This window comes from Actinomyces weissii, assembly GCF_016598775.1.
Taxonomy (GTDB): domain Bacteria; phylum Actinomycetota; class Actinomycetes; order Actinomycetales; family Actinomycetaceae; genus Actinomyces; species Actinomyces weissii.
Genome location: NZ_CP066802.1, coordinates 600664 through 618848, shown reverse-complemented (window position 1 = coordinate 618848; position 18185 = coordinate 600664). Strand labels below are relative to the sequence as shown.

The 18185-nt window shown below is 66.8% G+C and carries 14 protein-coding genes; all 14 read right to left on the bottom strand.

Annotated features, from left to right (window positions below; genetic code table 11):
• Positions 1-3: 3 nt before the first annotated feature.
• The 14 genes from rpsC to JG540_RS02350 all read right to left on the bottom strand — a co-directional run bounded on the left by rpsC (position 4) and on the right by JG540_RS02350 (position 18023).
• Positions 4-816 (bottom strand): 30S ribosomal protein S3, encoded by an 813-nt coding sequence (gene rpsC / locus JG540_RS02415; protein WP_200276744.1) that lies wholly within the window; start codon positions 814-816, stop codon positions 4-6.
• On the bottom strand, positions 816-1193 hold the full coding sequence (rplV, locus tag JG540_RS02410) for a 50S ribosomal protein L22 (protein ID WP_200276741.1): 378 nt from the start codon (positions 1191-1193) through the stop codon (positions 816-818). Before rplV ends, rpsC begins: the two co-directional genes overlap by 1 nt.
• Before the next feature lie 29 nt (positions 1194-1222).
• Complete coding sequence (gene rpsS, locus JG540_RS02405; RefSeq protein WP_008729396.1) at positions 1223-1501, bottom strand: 30S ribosomal protein S19; 279 nt, start codon at positions 1499-1501, stop codon at positions 1223-1225.
• A 12-nt stretch (positions 1502-1513) separates the two neighbouring features.
• Positions 1514-2350, bottom strand: a complete 837-nt coding sequence (gene rplB / locus JG540_RS02400; RefSeq protein WP_200276738.1) for a 50S ribosomal protein L2 — start codon at positions 2348-2350, stop codon at positions 1514-1516.
• A gap of 18 nt (positions 2351-2368) precedes the next feature.
• Positions 2369-2674 carry a 50S ribosomal protein L23 gene (rplW, locus tag JG540_RS02395; protein ID WP_200276735.1) on the bottom strand — a complete coding sequence of 102 codons (306 nt, stop codon included), beginning with the start codon at positions 2672-2674 and terminating at the stop codon, positions 2369-2371.
• Complete coding sequence (rplD, locus tag JG540_RS02390; protein WP_200276731.1) at positions 2671-3318, bottom strand: 50S ribosomal protein L4; 648 nt, start codon at positions 3316-3318, stop codon at positions 2671-2673. Before rplD ends, rplW begins: the two co-directional genes overlap by 4 nt.
• A gap of 4 nt (positions 3319-3322) precedes the next feature.
• Positions 3323-3991, bottom strand: coding sequence for a 50S ribosomal protein L3 (rplC, locus tag JG540_RS02385; RefSeq protein ID WP_200276728.1), 669 nt, complete (start codon positions 3989-3991; stop codon positions 3323-3325).
• Positions 3992-4002: 11 nt separating this feature from the next.
• Positions 4003-4311: a 30S ribosomal protein S10 gene (gene rpsJ / locus JG540_RS02380; protein ID WP_006946210.1), complete on the bottom strand. Its 309-nt coding sequence runs from the start codon at positions 4309-4311 to the stop codon at positions 4003-4005.
• Between the two features lie 621 nt (positions 4312-4932).
• The gene (locus JG540_RS02375; protein WP_200276725.1) at positions 4933-5889 is read right to left on the bottom strand and encodes a hypothetical protein; all 957 of its coding nucleotides are present in this window, start codon (positions 5887-5889) and stop codon (positions 4933-4935) included.
• Positions 5890-6728: 839 nt separating this feature from the next.
• Complete coding sequence (locus JG540_RS02370) at positions 6729-10919, bottom strand: DUF5979 domain-containing protein (protein ID WP_200276722.1); 4191 nt, start codon at positions 10917-10919, stop codon at positions 6729-6731.
• Between the two features lie 113 nt (positions 10920-11032).
• Complete coding sequence (locus JG540_RS02365) at positions 11033-12022, bottom strand: class C sortase (RefSeq protein WP_200276719.1); 990 nt, start codon at positions 12020-12022, stop codon at positions 11033-11035.
• Position 12023: 1 nt separating this feature from the next.
• Positions 12024-14933 (bottom strand): CshA/CshB family fibrillar adhesin-related protein, encoded by a 2910-nt coding sequence (locus tag JG540_RS02360; protein ID WP_200276716.1) that lies wholly within the window; start codon positions 14931-14933, stop codon positions 12024-12026.
• A 58-nt stretch (positions 14934-14991) separates the two neighbouring features.
• Complete coding sequence (locus JG540_RS02355; RefSeq protein ID WP_234042871.1) at positions 14992-16059, bottom strand: class C sortase; 1068 nt, start codon at positions 16057-16059, stop codon at positions 14992-14994.
• Between the two features lie 224 nt (positions 16060-16283).
• Positions 16284-18023, bottom strand: coding sequence for a SpaH/EbpB family LPXTG-anchored major pilin (locus JG540_RS02350; RefSeq protein WP_200276711.1), 1740 nt, complete (start codon positions 18021-18023; stop codon positions 16284-16286).
• Between the last annotated feature and the right edge of the window lie 162 nt (positions 18024-18185).

The window sequence follows — 18185 nt, the reverse complement described above, 5'->3', positions numbered from 1 at the left end:
GGCTCAGGCCTCCGATCCCTGGGAAGCGGCAGCGTTCTCGGGGGCCGGCGTCTGCTCGGCCTGCTGCTCGGTGTTCTGACGCGCCGGGCGCTCACCGCGGCGGGCGCCGCCACGGCGGTCACCACGGCCGCCACGACCACGCGGGCCGGACTCGGCCTGCTGGCGAGCGAACTCGCGCTCGGTCAGGTCGCCCTTGTAGATCCACACCTTGACGCCGAGACGTCCGAAGGTGGTCTTGGCCTCGTAGAAGCCGTAGTCGATGTTCGCCCGCAGGGTGTGCAGCGGCACGCGGCCCTCGCGGTAGAACTCGGAGCGGCTCATCTCCGCGCCGCCCAGGCGGCCGGAGCACTGCACCCGGATGCCCTTGGCGCCGGCGCGCACGGCGGACTGCATGCCCTTGCGCATGGCGCGGCGGAAGGAGACGCGGGAGGCGAGCTGCTCAGCGATCCCCTGGGCGACCAGCTGGGCGTCCATGTCGGGGTTCTTGACCTCAAGGATGTTGAGCTGGACCTGCTTGCCGGTGAGCTTCTCCAGGGAGCCGCGCAGGCGCTCGGCCTCGGCGCCGCGGCGGCCGATGACGATGCCCGGGCGGGCGGTGTGGAGGTCCACGCGCACACGGTCGCGGGTGCGCTCAATGTCCACCTTGGAGATACCGGCACGCTCCATGCCGTCCTCCATGAGGCGACGGATCTGGACGTCCTCCTTTACGAAGTCGCGGTAGCGCTGACCCGGCTTCGTGGAGTCCGCGAACCAGCGCGAGCGGTGGTCCGTGGTGATGCCCAGGCGGAACCCGGTCGGGTTGACCTTCTGCCCCATTACCGGGCTCCTTCCTTCTTCGCGGTGTCGGCCTTCTCGCCGACGATAACGGTGATGTGGCTGGTCCGCTTCAGGATCCGGCCGGCACGCCCCTGGGCGCGCGGACGGAAACGCTTGAGGGTGGGTCCCTCGTCAGCGAACGCGGTCACGATGAAGAGCTCGTTCTCGTCGAAGCGCTCGTTGGCCTTCTCGGCCTTGACCCGGGCGTTGGCGATAGCGGACTCGATGACCTTGCGCACCGGCACGGCTGCGGCCTGCGGGGCGAAACGGAGGACGTTGACGGCCTCTACGGCGCGCTTGCCGCGGACGACGTCGATCACTCGACGTGCCTTCATCGGCGTGCAGCGCACGTACTTGGCCTGCGCCTTGGCTTCCATTCTTCCTTGCCTCTCTTCTTCCGACGGCGTCAGCGACGCGACTTGCGGTCGTCCTTGACGTGCCCGCGGAAGGTGCGGGTCGGTGCGAACTCGCCGAGCTTGTGGCCCACCATGGACTCGGTGACGAAGACCGGGACGTGCTTACGGCCGTCGTGGACGGCGAAAGTGTGTCCGAGGAAGTCCGGCGTGATGACCGAACGACGGGACCAGGTCTTGATGACGTTCTTGGTGCCCTTCTCGTTCTGGGCGTCCACCTTCTTCTGCAGGTGGTCGTCGACGAAGGGACCCTTCTTCAGGCTGCGCGGCATATCAGGCTCCTATCAGCGCTTCTTGCCGGTCCGACGACGACGCACGATGAGGCGGTCGCTGGACTTGTTGGGACGACGGGTACGGCCCTCGGGCTTGCCCCACGGAGAGACGGGGTGGCGACCACCGGAGGTGCGGCCCTCACCACCACCGTGCGGGTGGTCAACCGGGTTCATGACGACACCGCGGACGGTCGGGCGCACGCCCTTCCAGCGCATACGGCCAGCCTTGCCCCAGTTGATGTTAGACTGCTCGGCGTTGCCGACCTCGCCGACGGTCGCCCGGCAGGCGGCCTCGACGTTGCGGATCTCCCCGGAGGGCATACGCAGCTGGGCGTACTTGCCCTCCTTGGCCACCAGCTGCACCGAGGTGCCGGCGGAGCGGGCGATCTTGGCACCGCCGCCGGGACGCAGCTCGACCGCGTGCACGACGGTACCGGTCGGGATGTTGCGCAGCGGCAGGTTGTTGCCGGGCTTGATGTCGGCCTTGGGTCCGGCCTCCACCACGTCGCCCTGGCCGAGCTTGTTCGGCGCGATGATGTAGCGCTTCTCGCCGTCGGCGTAGTGCAGCAGCGCGATGCGGGCGGTGCGGTTGGGGTCGTACTCGATGTGCGCGACCTTGGCGGGCACGCCGTCCTTGTCGTGACGACGGAAGTCGATCACACGGTAGGCGCGCTTGTGGCCACCGCCCTTGTGGCGGGTGGTGACGCGACCGCTGTTGTTGCGGCCACCGGACTTGCTGAGCGGACGCACCAGGGACTTCTCGGGCTCGCTGCGCGTGATCTCGACGAAGTCGGCCACGGAGGAGCCACGGCGACCCGGGGTCGTCGGCTTGTACTTACGGATTCCCATCTCGATCTACCTTCCGCGTCACTCGGTAACGTCGCCGAAGATGTCGATGGTGCCCTCACGCAGCGTGACGATCGCGCGCTTGGTGTCCTTCGACTTCCCCAGGCCGGTCCGGGTGCGACGCACCTTGCCCTGGCGGTTGGTGGTGTTCACCGAGGCGACCTTGACCCCGAAGATGGCCTCGACGGCCTGCTTGATCTCGGTCTTGTTGGATCCCGGCGCGACGATGAACGTGTACTGGCCACGGTCCATGCAGGCGTAGGACTTCTCGGAGACCACCGGCGCGACGATCACGTCGCGGGGGTTCTTGCTCTTCTCGAGGCTCACTTGGACTCCTCCTCCTCGCGCTTGCCCAGGAAGGCGTCCAGGGCGTCGGCGGTGAAGATGACGTCGTCGCTGAGGAGGACGTCGTAGGTGTTGAGCTGGTCGGCCCAGGTCACGAGGACGTCGGGCAGGTTGCGCAGGCTCCGGGCGCTGAGCAGGTCCTCGCGGTCTACGACGACGAGGGCCTTGCGGTCCGTGAGGTTGCGCAGGGCGGACAGGGCCGACTTGGTGGAGGGCTTGTCCTGGGTGAGGAACTCCGTGATGACGTGGACGCGGGCGTTGCGGGCGCGGTCCGACAGGGCGCTGCGCAGGGCGGCGGCCTTCATCTTCTTGGGAGTGCGCTGGCTGTAGTCGCGCGGCTGCGGGCCGTGGACCGTGCCACCACCGGTGAACTGGGGGGCGCGGGTGGAGCCCTGGCGGGCGCGGCCGGTTCCCTTCTGACGGTAGGGCTTCTTGCCACCGCCGCGGACCATGCCGCGGGTCTTGGTGGCGTGGGTGCCCTGGCGGGCCGCGGCCAGCTGGGCCACGACGACCTGGTGCATCAGCGGGATGTTCAGGGGGACGTCGAAGACCTGGGCGGGAAGCTCGGCGGTGCCGGTCTTCTTGCCCTTGGAGTCGACTACGTCGACGGTCAGTGCCTCGGACATGGTCTCAGGCTCCCTTCACGGCAGTGCGGACGACGACCACGGAGCCCTTGGGGCCGGGGATGGCGCCGTTGATGAGCAGGTAGCCCTTCTCTGCGTCGACGCCCCGGACCTTGAGGTTCTGGACCGTGCGCTGGACGTGCCCCATGTGACCAGCCATGCGCAGGCCCTTGAAGATGCGTCCGGGGGTGGCGCAGGCACCGACGGAGCCGGGCTTGCGGTGGTTGCGGTGGGCACCGTGGGAGGCGGAGACACCAGCGAAGCCGTGACGCTTCATGACGCCCGCGAAGCCCTTGCCCTTGGTGGTGCCGGTGACGTCGACCAGCTGGCCGACCTCGAAGGTGTCGGCCCCGAGCTCCTGGCCGGCCTCGTACTCGCCGGTCAGGGAGGTACGGACCTCGGCGACGTGGCGGCGGGGGGCGGCGCCGGACTTGGCGAAGTGGCCCTTGAGGGGCTGGGTGAGCTTGCGCTCGTCGATCTCGCCGTAGGCCAGCTGCAGGGCCTCGTAGCCGTCGTTCTCGATGGTGCGGATCTGGGTGATGACGTTCTTGTCGACGCGGACGACGGTTACGGGACGCAGGTTCCCGTTCTCGTCCCAGACCTGCGTCATTCCCAGCTTGGTGCCGAGCAGCGCCTTCGCGGGCGCGGCGGGCGCCGACGTGGTGTGCGTAGTCATGTCGTGGAACCTCAGAGCTTGATCTCGATGTTGACGTCGGCGGGCAGGTCGAGGCGCATGAGCGAGTCGACCGCCTTCGGCGTCGGGTCAACGATGTCGATCAGCCGCTTGTGCGTGCGCATCTCGAAGTGCTCGCGGCTGTCCTTGTACTTGTGGGGCGACCGGATGACGCAGAACACGTTCTTCTCGGTCGGCAGCGGCACCGGACCCACGACCGTCGCACCGGCGCGGGTGACCGTGTCAACGATCTTGCGCGCGGAGGAGTCGATGACCTCGTGGTCGTAGGACTTGAGCCGGATGCGGATCTTCTGTCCCGCCATGGCGCCTAACCTCTCTTACTTTCGGTGACCGGTCCACGCGCTCGGGCGTGTCGGGTAGGCACGCATAAGCTCCGCTGTTCAAGTGGGTGGACTGGTCTGGACACACGGAAACCCGGTGGCAACCGGGTCCGTCAGACTGGTTCCCGGGACGACCCCGGGAGGTGGCTCCGGCGGAGCTCTCCGCCTCGGCCCGCCTACGGTATCAGCGCCAGGGACAGGCCCGGAACCTGCTGGGCTGTGAGACCGCCCACCCGGTTCACGCGCTCGGGCGTGTCGCGGCGGAGGCGCGGGCGTGTCGCGGCGGAGGCGCGGGCCTGTCGTGGTGGATGCCCGGGCCTGTCACGGTGGAGGCGCGGGCCTGTCGCGGTGGAGGAGGGTCCGCGCCAGGTGGGCACGCCCCCTCCCCTCACTCCACTTGTGCATTTTGGCTCGACTTGTGCGGGAATTCGGCACAAGTCGAGCCAAAATGCACAGATCAGGCCAGGGGGCGACGGCCCTGGCCCGCAGCCTGCCTGGCACACCGCGAGCCCACACGCCCGGCACACCCCCACTTGTGCATTTCGGCGCGAGTGGTGCAGGAAAATCGCACCACTCGCGCCGAAATGCACAGGTCGACGGGGGTCACCACTGACGGCCGGTGGGGCGGACCCCGACGTCGGCAAGTGCCTCCAGCATCCGCGCCCCGCCGTCATGCCACGCATCTGCCCAGGTCCACCTGGCGACGACGGCGCCGCAGGACTCCAGCGCGCGCTCCCTGCGCCGCTCCTCGAAGACCGTTTCCTCCGCCGCCACCCCGAAGGAGGCCCGGTGGTACTTCACCATGCCGTCAAACTCTCCGACGACGTGCGCACCGTCGCCCAGCTGCCACAGGAAGTCCACACGGAAGCAGCCCAGACGGGTGTCAACAGTGACCTGCAGCCTGGGCCGCGGCAACCCCGCCTGCCACATACGCACACGGGACAGCGACTCGCCCGGCGACTCAGCCAGCCCGTCCGTCAGGTGCACAGCACTCCTAGCGGCACAAACGCCCCGGGTGCCCTCCCCGAGCTCAGCCAGGGCGGCCTCCAGCTCACCCCGCTCACACAGGCCCTCACGCAAGGCGTGGTCCATCGCGCAGACGGCCTGGACCAGGTCCCCTGAGCGAGCCAGCTCCAGGCAGGTGGTCACTACATCAGATGCGAGCACCCCGCCAGCGTCGACTACCCGCTTGAGATCGCGGCAGTGGCGGTCGAACACCGCCGTGCGCCCGCGCTGGCTCCCCTGCCGAAGCACCTGTACACGCTTAGGCAAGCGACCGACCACCGGCAGGCCCTGAGCCAGTGCGGCGGAGGCACCTAGCAGGATCACGGCGTCTCCCTTTCGTCTGGCTGCCGCCGCGATCTGGGTGAGATGCCGTTGCTCCAGGTCGGCTAGCTCCCACTGCTCGGAATCCGCGTACGCGCCGGGGGCGATCCGGGTCCATTCCGGGGCGCTCTCGATGCGCTTACCTCCCTCGCTGCGAAGCCTCGGGGCCAGAGCCGTACTCAGGGCGCAGCCCTTGCGTCGACCCAGGCACGAGGCGGTCGGAACAGCCCACATGCTCTCGCCCTGTGGTGTGAGGGGTCTGTCCTTGACTGAGTGCATGCGTCAAGAGTCCGGCACCCTGGAGGCCTGCATCGCCCAGACGGAGGACATCAGACCACGCACCTTCCGCTTGCAGGACTGTGGAGCGTGCACCACCCCACCCCCGCCACCGGTGCCGTCGACCTGTGCATTTCAGCTCGACTGGTGCGGTTTTCCTGCACCACTCGCGCCGAAATGCACAAGTGGAGGCAGGGGGCTACGGCGTCGGTGGTGCCCCTCAAGGCCAGAGCTGACTACGACTTCGTGGGAACTGCGTACAGGAGGATGTTCTCTGGGTGCCCTTCAAGGCCAGAGCTGACTACGACTTCGTCCTTGGTGCGGCAGGAGCGGCTGAATCGGAAACAGCTGCGGATCGAGAAGCCGTAACGCAGTGCTAGCCCACCGGGAGGCAAGCAGCTAGCAGACAGGCGCTCACGTTATGGCTCCGACAGGCGAGGTCCTCTGTCTTCCCCACTCCACTTGTGCATTTTGGCTCGACTGGTGCGGCATTTCGGCACAAGTCGAGCCAAAATGCACAGGTCGCCGATGGCAGGCCGTCCTCATCGTCCACCTCCAGGCCTGCAGCCACCTGCAGACGGCGGCGGCCAGCACTACCTCAGAGCCTGCACCACCCCAGCTCAGAGCCCGCGCCACACCGCACCAGCTCAAAACACGCACCGCACCAGCTCAAAACACGCACCGCACCAGAGCTCGCACCACACCAACTCGGTGCACACACCGCACCACCCCAACTCAGAGCGCGGCCCGCCCCGGCTCAGAGCCAGGGCGGGCCGCTCCCCCGCTGGGGCCTGTGGCTAGGCCCGGCGCGTGCGCACGAACCTGCGGGCGCTGATGGCGGCCGCCCCACCGAGCAGCAGCGAAGCCAGCACCAGGTTGGGGACGATCCCGGCCCCACCCGACAGCGGCAGGCGCGCAGACTCAATGTCGGCGATCGTCATGGTGTCGAAGATCGTGGGGTCAGCGACAGCCGTGACGGTGGCGGTGGACACGCCCAAGGTGTTGCCGTTGAGCACCATGATGCCCTTGTCGGTGACCTTGAAGTGCACCGGCTCGGCCAGCAGGTTGTGCCCTGCGGGGGCCTTGGTCTCCACCAGCCAGTACTCGCGGTTGATGAGCTGGGGGGCCACGTTGAAGGAGCCCTTCTGCCCGTTGGGGGTCACGCCGCCGACCACCGGGGTGGCCCCTGGGGTGACGGGGTTGGTGTCGTAGAGGCTGAACTCAGCGCCCTCAAGCAGGCCCTGGGAGCCGCTCTTGATGACGGTGAAGCCGCGCCGTCCCGCGTTCGGGCTCACGTCATTGCAGGCCAGGTCGTGGTTGGGCCGCTTATCCACGTCCTTGCCGGGCTCGGTGACCAGCTTGTTGAGCAGGCCGTGACCTTCCTGGAGCAGCCCGCTACCCGCGTCGGTGGCGCAGGCCAGGGAGGCGTCCGAGTAGCCCGGCACGGAGGGGTCCACGGAGACGGTGACCACTACCTCCCAGGTCAGGGTCTGGCCGCTGGCGACGGTCTCGCCGGCGGTCACCAGGTAGCCGCCGTTGTCAGCCGGAACCTCCTGGGGGTTCTTGCCGCCCTTCGCCACGGTGACCCTCTTGACCACCAGGCCGGGGGCGAAACTGGGCTGGTCCACGACCTTGCCGGTGCTGCCCGGCAGGGCCCCCTGGTTCACCACGGACACGGTGTAGCCGACGTCGAAGGTCGAGCCGTTGCCAGGCGGGGTCGCCACGACCTTGGAGAAGTGCAGCAGCGCGGAGGTGGACAGGCAGGCGGTGTTGTTGCCCTCGCCGTCGGTGTCCCCGTCCATGAGGGCGGTGTTCACCAGGCCAGCGGGCTTACCGTCGGTGCGCTGGTTGCCACAGGTGTAGTCATCTGCCCGGTAGCCGGTGTCGGCGGCGTTGACGGTGAAGTGGACCTGCACGCCCAGTACCCGCTTGCCTCCTTCCTGCTGCCCGGGGACGGCCTTGGCCAGAGTCTCCCCGCTGCCTGCCTGCGCCAGCACCATGCCACCGGCAGCGCTGACGGCGGTTCCGGTGAAGGTCTGGGTGACTACGCCGCCCTCACGCACCTCCACCTTGGATACCTGGGTGGAGGCAGGCAGGTCCAGCTTGTCGCGCACGTCAGCGACGATCTTGGCGTCCACCTGGGAGGTGTTGGTGACGGTGACCTGGTAGCTGGCCACGTAGCCGTTGCCACCCGGCTCCCGGGTGACCTCCACCGGGGTCTTGGCCAGGGAGAACTTGGGGTTGGCGGGCACCATGCCGCAGGCGTCAGCCTCTACGGCCGTGCTGTCCCCCTTGGTGGTCACTGAGGCGGTGTTGCGCACGAACTTCCCGGCGGCCACGGCCTGGGCGTCACACTTCTGGCGGGCGTCCGGCTGGACACCGGCGTCAGGGGCACTCAGGTTCACGACGACGGTGTAGACGTGCTCCTGGCCCTTGGGGAGCTGCACGTTGCGGGTCTCCCAGTTGGCGGTGCCGGGTGCCACCGTTACGGTCTGGCCGTCCTGCCGGTTGACCGTGACGGTGTTGACGGTGGTACCGGTGGGCACGCTGGTGGCGTCGGCCAGGGTGTAGGTGAGCTCCTGCACGGTGGAGGGGTTGGAGACCCTGACCGTGTAGGTCTGGTCGAAGGTGTCACGACCATTGAGCTCCTGGCCCTTGGCGACCTTGTTGAAGACCTTGGTTACGGCGGCGTGGGGCACCACCTTGTTGGTGACGGCGATGCTCAGGTCACCCTGGGTGGAGTCAGGCACCGTGAAGCTTACGCCCGGGCCCTTGTCGCCCGCGGCGGCTACCGGGGTCGTCTGAACGTCCTGCAGGTTGCCGGTCTTGCCGATCTTCACGCTGAAGGTGGGCTCCCCCCAGGAGAAGGTGCCGCTCCGACCGACCACCAGGCCGCTGTCGTCCAGGACCTGCTCGGTGACGGTGCAGGTGGCTCCGCTCTGGAGGCCCGCGATCTGCACGGGGCTGCCGTCCTTGGGCAGCTCGAGGCTACCGGTCTCGGCCGCACCGCCGTTGGCGGGGCCGCAGGAGTAGGACAGCCGGTAGTTCTCCAGGGTGGCACCGTCAGAGGCACCGGTGACGGTCTTGGTGGCGGCGACGGGGGTCTTACCTGCCTTGTGGCGGACGGTGCAGGTGGCGCTGCCTCCGGTGAGCACGGCGTAGGTCTTGCCGCCCTCCTGCTTGACGTCGGCCCCGCTGCAGGTCCACTCGCCGCTGCGCACGTAGCCGTTCGGGCCGTTGTCTACTTCAAGCAGGTAGGTGCCACCTGCGGTCTTCTGGTTGGTGACATCCGGGCTGCCGGAGGCGCCGGTGATGGTCCTCTGGCCGAACAGGCCAGCCTCCTTGGGCGTGGCGGAGAGGGTCCACTCGTTGGGGTTGGCGCTGCCGGAGTCCACCTGGTTGACCAGGGTCAGCGTGGTGCTGGCGATCACGTACTCGTTGTTCCAGGTGCAGTTGACTGCGGCCTGGGTGAAGTCCACGGCCAGCTCGCTCTGGTCCAGCCGCAGGCTGCGTGCAGTGCGGTTCACGTTGCTGGACTCGTCCAGCCGTCCGCCTCCGTGCTCCCGGTTGAGCAGCAGCGGGCTGTGGGGCGGGTGGACGAACAGGCACTTGATCCCGGTCAGGTGCCAGCCGGAGCTGGTGATAGTGCCGTCCTGCTGCACAACGGCCTGAAGGTTCTGCTCGTCCTGGGTGACGGCGGCCAGGTCGTTGGGGGCCAGCAGGGTGTACTCCTGGGAGATGTTGGAGGGCTTGTCGAGCCCCCAGCCTGTAGGGGTGAGAGGGGTCAGGGTGTGTCCCCAGTGCGTCTTGCCGTAGGAGCCGTCAGCGGAGGTGTTGGTGTACCTGAAGGTGGGTGGGGTGCCCAGCTGCTGGCGGATGGACTCGTCCGCGTTAGCGGTGGCCTGGAAGGTGATGGGCCGCAGCTGCTCGATGGAGCCGTACAGGCAGCCGTAGGAGGTGCGCTTCTCCGGGGTCACGAAGAACTCGTTCAGGCGCTTGTTACCCGGGTTGGCTTCACATTGCTCATTGTCACCCCCGAAGGTGAATCCCCAGATCTTGAGCTGGTAGTTGATCTTGGTGACCGGGTCGGTCCAGACGGTCTCAGAGCGGTCAGCCTTAATCGTCAGGTGGTCGTCAGAGCAGGCCTGCCCCAAGGCGTCGTACAGGGTAGTTGTATCACTGGTGTAGAAGTAGTAGTCCCCGGCGCTGGACTGGTAAAGTTTGGTGCCTTTATGGTCGTAGATGTACTCTCCGCCTACCGGACCTACCTGCTGTTGCAGGTTGAAGGCGTACTCGGTACGGACACGCCTGTCATGGTCGTTTATGGACCCGCCGTGATCCTTGATCACCATGTGCCCGTTCTTATCCAGCTTTGCCGTGCAACGGTTTACGGTGTCCACCTCCGTCCAGGGGAAGACGGAGTCGATGGTTCCGGCCGTCTGGATCCGGAACTCCCCCTTGTATGCCGAGTTGGCCCTGAGGTTGTCGGCACCACTGTAGATCGGCTTGTTGATGTGCCTCATGGTGCCGATCAGGAAGGTCTCCCCAGCATTAACCTTGCTGATTCTTGAAGGCTTCAGTGACATGGAGGACTGTCCGGTGTTCTCTGGGGAGCTGCCGTAGTCGTCAGGACAGTTACCCACACTGGGCTGACCGTAGCTGACGGCCGCATAGACTCCGCTGCTGCCCTTAACCGGCCCGGTGCCGCTACTGGTTGCCGAGCCGTCTCCGTAGTAGTACAGGCAGGGCTTGCTGCTGGTATGCACCGTAGTTACTTTTTTTACCTCCACCGTGGTGTCGCCCAGCTGCACCTCCAGGGTGGTGGCGCCCGCCTCCGCGGGGGACCCTAGGGGGCTTAGCAGCGTACCCACCAAGGTGGCTGAGAGGACCGCTGTAGCAGCGGCCGCAACCCGTAGGCGGCGCAGGCTCCAGCCTTTACGGCCCCGTGCCGCCTTGGCTCCGCCCGTTGTCTGGAGAGCATTTCGCATCAGAGACTCCATCTGTTGCACCAGTGAAAGCACTAACTTGCACGTACTGTCTGAGAACTTAACAGGGCAATTGCCTGCAACCACGCACGATTCGGTAACACCCGGGCGTCGGCTTAGCGTCTGCCGGTACGCCGGGCAAAGAGGCGGCGACGCCGCCCCGCCTCGGCCCCTTCCGCACGCCCGCCCCGGCGTCGCACCGGGTAGCCCGAGCGCCACACGTACAGGACCACCAGGGTCATTCCCGCACTGAGCCACACAGCCCACCAGGGGAAGCCCGGGATATCCGGCTTGGCACCTGCGGCCTGCACGTCCTTGACCGGGGTGGGGGTCACCCGCTCCCCGGTCACGAGGATGCGGTGGGTGTTGATGCCCAGGGGCGTGCAGGTGACCAGCGTGGCCAGGTCCTTGCCAGGCACCGCCCGGAGCGACTCGGTCTCCTCCGGCTCCACCACCTGCTTGTCAAAGACCCGGTAGGTGAGCACCTCCCCAAACACCTCCATGACGAAGGTGTCCCCCACCTCCACCTGGTCCAGGTTGGTGAACATGGTGGCGTTGGCCAGGCCCCGGTGACCGGTGACCACTGACCGGGTGGAGTCCCCACCGACAGGCAGGGAGGTGCCTTCCAGGTGCCCCAGGCCCGCCAGCAGGGTCTCCTCGCTGGTGCCGTGGTAGATCGGCAGGTCCAGGTCGATCTTGGGGATGCGCAGGCGGGCCATCAGCCCGGCCCCGTTGGCGTCCAGGATGCGGTTGTAGCGCAGGGTCTCGTCCGAGCTGGTGCCATCACCGGTGGGCACGTTGGTGTTGGCCTCCAGTACGGCTCCCACGGACAGCGCCTGGTTGTACGCATGGGCCTGCTTGACCTGGTCGCTGGCCTCCGGCTTGGCGTGGGAGACCTGCTCCTCGTAGTCGTGCACGATCTGGGACTGGTTGTACTGACTGATCCAGGCCGCGACGCTGGGGTAGGAGAAGAGCCCCATACCAACAGTGGCCAGCAGGGCGGTCAGCAGGGACAGCCAGGACAGCCGCCACTTCTGCCCCTGCTTGCCCCGGGCCGCCCGTCCCCGGGCCCGCGCGTGACGCGGGACGGTGCGTACAGCGGTCATCTCAGCAGACCTCCTTCGCTGTCAGGCGCAGATTCCGACGACGCCGCAGCAGGCCCGTTCCCAGGGCCGCAACCGCCAGCAGCAGTCCGCCCGCCAGGAACACGTCCGCGCCTGTCCCGCCTGTCAACGGCAAGGCCGGTACCGAGGTCTTCCGGTTGGTAAAAGGCTGCGGGAAGGTGTGCTGTGGTGCCTGGGCACTCAGTGTGAAGGGGTGGGCGGTGGTGTCTAGCCGGTAGCCAGCCGGGGCGGCCGACTCCACCAGCTGATAACTACCCAGTCCCAGGCCCGTGACCCGGAGGTGGCCGGCCCGGGGGTCCGTGTCCCGCCACTGGCCGCCCAGGCAGGGGTCCTGCCCGCAGTCCGCCACCACGGTGGCGGCGGGAACCCCCGGACCGGTCAGGGCCCAGCTGGAGCCGCCCAGGGGACGCTGGTCCGCAGCGTCCACCTTGGACCAGCTGACCTGCCCGGTGACCGGGGAGTTGACCACCCCACCATCCAGCACCCCAGAGGCTGCCTGCAGGTGTGCCTCCAGGCGCTGCGCCCCCAGCTCCTCAAAGGAGAAAGAACCTTGTGCAGCCTGGTATCCCCGGGGCGCGCTCCGCTCGGTGACCGAGTAGCTGCCCCAGCTGAGGCCCTCCACCCGGAGCCGCCCCGTCTGGGGGTCAAGGTCGCGGGGGCCGGTTCCCCGGCAGGGCGCCTGCACACAGTCGTCAATCACCGTGCCGCTAGGCACGCCAGGTCCACGCAGCTGCCAGGAGGAGGCGCCGGTGGTGATCGGTGCCCCCGTGGGGTCCACCTTGCTCCACACCAGGGCACCGGGCTGGGGCGAGTTGGTCAGGGTGCACACCACCCACTCCCCCTCAACCAGGGTCAGGCTGGTGCCGTCAGCGGACAGGCGTGAGCGCAGCGGCTTGGTGCTGCTGGGGTGGGGTGCACAGCTGGCCCCAGCCAGGCTGTAGCCCTGGCGGGCCCCCGCAGACCGTCCAGTCTCCGAGAGCTTGACCGTACCGGCGGCCATCACCGTGGAATCCACCCGCCCGTTCCCTGTAACACGCCGGCTCCCTTGGGTCAGCGCCAGCTCCCACTGCTGGGGGGCCAGCAGGTTGCCGGTGCCGCCAGCAACTCCTTGGGGGTCCTTGACCTCCTTGACCAGGCTGACCATCGCCGCCGGTACCACAGTGACGGCGTAGTCCTCCACCTCGCCGGTAGCGGTAGCGCCAGTGGGACCGGGCAGCTCGGCGTCGGCGGTGATGCGCAGCCGCATGTACGAGCCGACCTCCGCCAGGCCGCCTGTGCCGCCCACGGCTACGTCCGCGGGCACGGTCCAGGTGATGGTGGCCTGACCGCCGCGGCAGGAACGGACGTCAGACTTCTCGGCGTCGTCAAAGGTGCCGTTGTGGTTCCAGTCCACCCAGCCCAGGACCTTGCCGTCACCGCCGCAGGAGACCTGCCTGCTGATCTGTGCCCCGGGGGCCACCACCAGGCGCAGGTCGGCGGCACTGGTGAGGCCGTCCTCGTCGTCCACGGACTGACGGTCTGACGCCTCGTCGTCGGCGTCGGCCCCGGCGGAGAAGACCTGGTGGTGCTCTGCGTCCACCTCCTGCCCCAGGCGGGGGGTGGAGGGGTCGGCACGCAGAATCGCCCGGCTCCCAATGAAGGCGTCGCGCGTGCGGTTCACCTCCCCTTCCTGCCACTTAGGCTGGAACAGGGAGGAGGCGGTGCCGTAGCTCTGCGGGGCGTCACCGAAGTCAGCTGACAGGACCAGCCCCAGAGCGACCGCGGAGTAGCCTGCACCCTGAATGGTCACGGTGGCTGAGGTAGCCCCTTCCATGAGCATCACCGCAGCGGGTCCACCAATGCCGTTGGGGTTGGAGTAGGAGCCACCGTTCTGGTAGACGCACTCGCTGCTGCTGGGCATCAGCCGCAGGGTGCGACCTCGCTCGCTGAGCTCGGCGTTGGTGGTGACCCGGCTGCCATCAGCCGTGGTGCAGTTGGAGGAGCGCCCCCGCTCCAGCACGCGCCAGGTGACCCGCTGGCTGGTGGAGGCCTGTACCCACTCGTCAGCCCACTCGTCACGGAGCTTGCCGTCACTGCCTCTGGTGCCTGAGCGCTTGGAGGAGGCTTCGGCGTCAGCAAAGACCAGGCCGTTCACGGGTACCGGGACGCTGCCGCTGGGGGTCTCCAGCTCAGCCGTGCAGGAGTAGTCAAAACTCAGCCGGGAGTTATAGCCAGTTGGTGCCCGGTCCGTTCCGGGGCTGCCCCAGATCTCGCTGCTGTTCTTGGCGTTGCCTCCGTTGTAGGCGTAGCCGTTGGCCAGGCCGATCACCATCTGGTTCTTGTTCACGTAGTCGATCGGGTACCGAGGTGTCGGGGCGTTCCAGTCCTCCACCACCTGGCCGTTGCGCTTCACGTGCCAGGGCTTAGGCCTGGGCTCGGAGGGACCGCCCACGTTGTACAGGTTGTCCAGCACGTCTCCGGCCCAGGTACCCGGGATCGTGGCCACTAGGGGCCCGTATGCCTGGGCGCTGGTCAGGGGGGAGCCGTCGTCCCGCTTGCTGCCGTGCCCCAGGTGCTTGAGGTTGCTCAGGGTGCACACCGTGTGCAGGCTCTGCCCGGGTCCCAACGCACGCACGTTGCGGAAGGTGCGGGTCTGTCCACGGTCCAGCACGGGCACGTCCGGGCGGTCATTGCCTTTGAACTGGGTCTCGTAGTCACCCCACTGGAGCCACTGGATGACGTCCTTGTACTGACCGACCCCACCTGTGGCAAATACTGCGGGCAGCTCGGTAGGGGCCGCCTGGGCTGCCGGGGCTGTCAGCCCTTGCCCCAGCAGGGAGCTAACGGCCAAGGCGCATCCCAGCATGATGAGGCACAGGTTCCTGCGCAGGCTGGGCCTTCCTTGTGCGGGCATGTACTTCTCCTGGTTCCTTGGGGCAGCTGACGAAGGCCGGAGCTAGCGGCTTGGCACCTCACACCGGCATCGGCAGACGCTCGTGCTCCGCGAGGTCTGCAACGTCTGGTTTGACGGCGGGGAGGCTGCTCCCTGACAGGTCGCTACGTTCCGGCACAGGCGGCTGCGGCAGCCGACCACCTTGCAGGGGTGCGCTGGGGTCGGCGGGGCTGGGGTCCAGGCCGCCGTCGCCACCGCCACCCTGGTCGTCAGGGCCGGGGCCGTCCGTGAGCCGACGACGCCGCAGCAGGGCGGCTCGCAAGGTGGCCAGCAGCACCAGGGCGACCACGCTCAGGACCGCGACCACCACCCAGATGATCGCCACCTGCCAGGTCTGCATGGGGGCGGGCAGGGCGCGGGCGGCGTCAGCGGCGGCCTCGACGGGGTCAGCGGGCACACGCTCGCCGGTGACCAGCAGGCGGTGGCTGTTGACGCCGTACGGGGTGCAGGTGATGAGGGTGACCAGGTCGCGCCCAGGGGCCTCCTCCAGGGACTGGGTCTCGGTGGGCAGGACCACCTGGATGTCCACCACCTGGTAGCGCAGCGTGCGCCCGGCCACGGACACGTAGAACACGTCATCCTTGGAGAGGTCCACCAGGTTGTCGAACATGGTGGCGGTGCCCAGGCCGGTGTGCCCGGTGATGACTGAGTGGGTGGAGGCGCCTCCCACAGGCAGGGAGGTGCCGAACAGGTGGCCGATACCCTTGTTCAGGGTGCTGGGCTGGGTGCCGTGGTAGATCGGCAGGTCCACGTGGATGGAGGGGATGGTGACCCGCCCCATGACCTCGTCCACGTCCAGCTCACGCAGGTAGTCCTGGTAGCGGGGGGTGTCGGGGCGCTGGGACTCCAACCAGGGGTCCAGGATCGGTGAGGACTCCAGGTTGGTGTTGTACTCCTCGGCGGAGGTGATCTCCTGCCCTAGCAGGTCGGGTCCTACAGCCTCCATGCGGGCCGTGTACATGCTGGCCAGCCGCTGCTGGTCGGCGTTGTTGTGCTGGGTGGCCAGCACCGGGTAGAGCAGCACGGCCACCCCCAGCAGCACCAGCACCAGCGGGGCGCTTACCCGCAGCCAGCGGGGCAGGAGCACCCGGGCGATCCTGGACGCCCTGGGAGATGTCTGGGGTACGGGTTCTGAGGCGGCTTCTTGCATCACGGCTCCGTGTACTGCGGCTGTTGGAGAAGGTTGGGGAGTACCGAGGTCTAGCGCCCCGGAGCTCCCGGGGGCCTGGCGTTGTGGGGGAGGTGGGCGAAACCCACCTCCCCCACGTTCAGCCGGGCCTCAGCCACCGTGGTGGCTGGCCTGCGCCAGGCTCAGTCCCGGGTGCGGCGACGGTGGTTGTACAGCGCCACGCCGCCACCACCGAGGACCAGCAGACCGCCCAGGGTGGTCAGGAAGACCACGCCACTGGCGCCGGTCAGCGGCAGGTGCAGCCCGGCGTTGGCGGGCACGTCCACCACGGTGACCTGCGTGTCAGTGCTGGTGTCCGTGGTGTCAGATGCCAACACACGGAACGGAATCGGGTCCGGAGCCAGGGAGTAGCCTGCAGGGGCCTTGGTCTCCACCAGGCAGTACCAGTTGTCCTTGTTAAGCTCCTTGGCCGCACCGTTCTCCCAGTCATTGGCACGCAGGGAGCCGATCACCAGCTTGCCGTCAACAGGAGCTTCACGCTTAGCCTTCTGAATGTTAGTAGCCTGACCGGTCACAAATACAGTCTGACCATCCACAGCCAGAGGATCCCTCTTGAGAACAGGATTCACGTCCTTCAAAAGAACGGGAACACTGCCATTCTTAGCAGCAATGTTTGCTTCCGCCAAAGCAGCATCATCCAGAGGAACACTGCACTCATAGACCTGGAACTCAGCCCCGTTGTACTTTGTCCCATCGGGAGACTTGTCCGTCCCAGTCTTGGTTATCTCAAGATCGCCATACTTACTAACAACTGTCTCAGAGGAGGTGCCAGGAAGATTTGGCTTACTGGGGTCCGGACCAGGGTCCGGGTTGTCCTTGTCCCAGGTGTAGTTAGGTGAGTCGTTGGGAACCAGTGAAGCCTGGTTGGTGATACCACCGTCCAGATTAGTTCCTGGAGCAAAGGTAGCGGTCAGGAGCAACTGCACCTTAGTGTCATTAGTTCCCGCACTCCGCGCATCGGCCAGCTTCTTTAGTCCACTGGGCTTAAAGTCTACCGTCAAGTAATTGCGCGTATCAGCAGGCGCACGCTTGCTGGCACGAACAACGATGTCGTAATCACCTTTATCCAAGGCCGGCAAACCGGGAGCCAGCCCCAAGATCTCCACGCGCGGGTTCAACTGCTGCGCATCCAAGCCGGTCTGCACGCGACCATCCAGGGCGTCAATGATCTGGTACTTCTTGATGCCCTCAGTGCCCACCTTGGGGATAGAGGTGGTGATGGTGTAGGTCAGGGCGTTACCAGAGCCGGACGCCGCCTCAGAATCCTTAACAGTCTTATCAATACCATTGAGGATATTCTTGGGATAGACGTGGACATCATAGTTCCACTTGGAGGTATCAGCCGGATTGGTCATAGGCAGAGTCACAATGAAGTCCGCCGCCGGAATAACCCCCGCCGGGGTCTTGGTCTCCGAAACTAGGTAGGCCCTTCCGGCACTGGTCTCTGCGTCACTAAAGACCGCAAGACCGCCACCAGCAGTTACTTTCTTAACTGGAGCCCCCTGCTTGTGATCAGAATCTCCGTCAATATCCTGAGTCACAGCTTTATTGACGTCACCATTTGCTGCCGCCAGATCAACCCAACCCTTCTGGGTGGTGAGGTCGTAATCAAGCTCGGTAATAGTGAACTCGACGTCGTTCACCGGAGTGCAGTTGACACTGTCATCCTGATTACCGGTGCCAGGCTTGTTCCCGTTATCGTCAGTCTGCTCGCACTTGTGCACGGTCAGTGTCGTGGGGGCGCTCGGGTCCACGTTGAAGGTTGTGGGGGCGGCCGCACCCGCCGGAGCGGCGAGGGCTGCCGCCGCCAACGTCGCAGACACGGCCAGGCCGATGCCCCGACGGATCCTGATTGAGCTCATGGTCTCTCCATCTCTCAGTTTGGTGGTTAGCTGACGACTCGTACCCCTAAGGGCCGCACCGGTCTTGTACTGGCTGGCTGGACCCTGTGCACGTAGATCGTGACGTCGGCATCTGAAGTTTCCGCAGATCCGTTCCCTGATATGCGGGATACCAGAAATGAC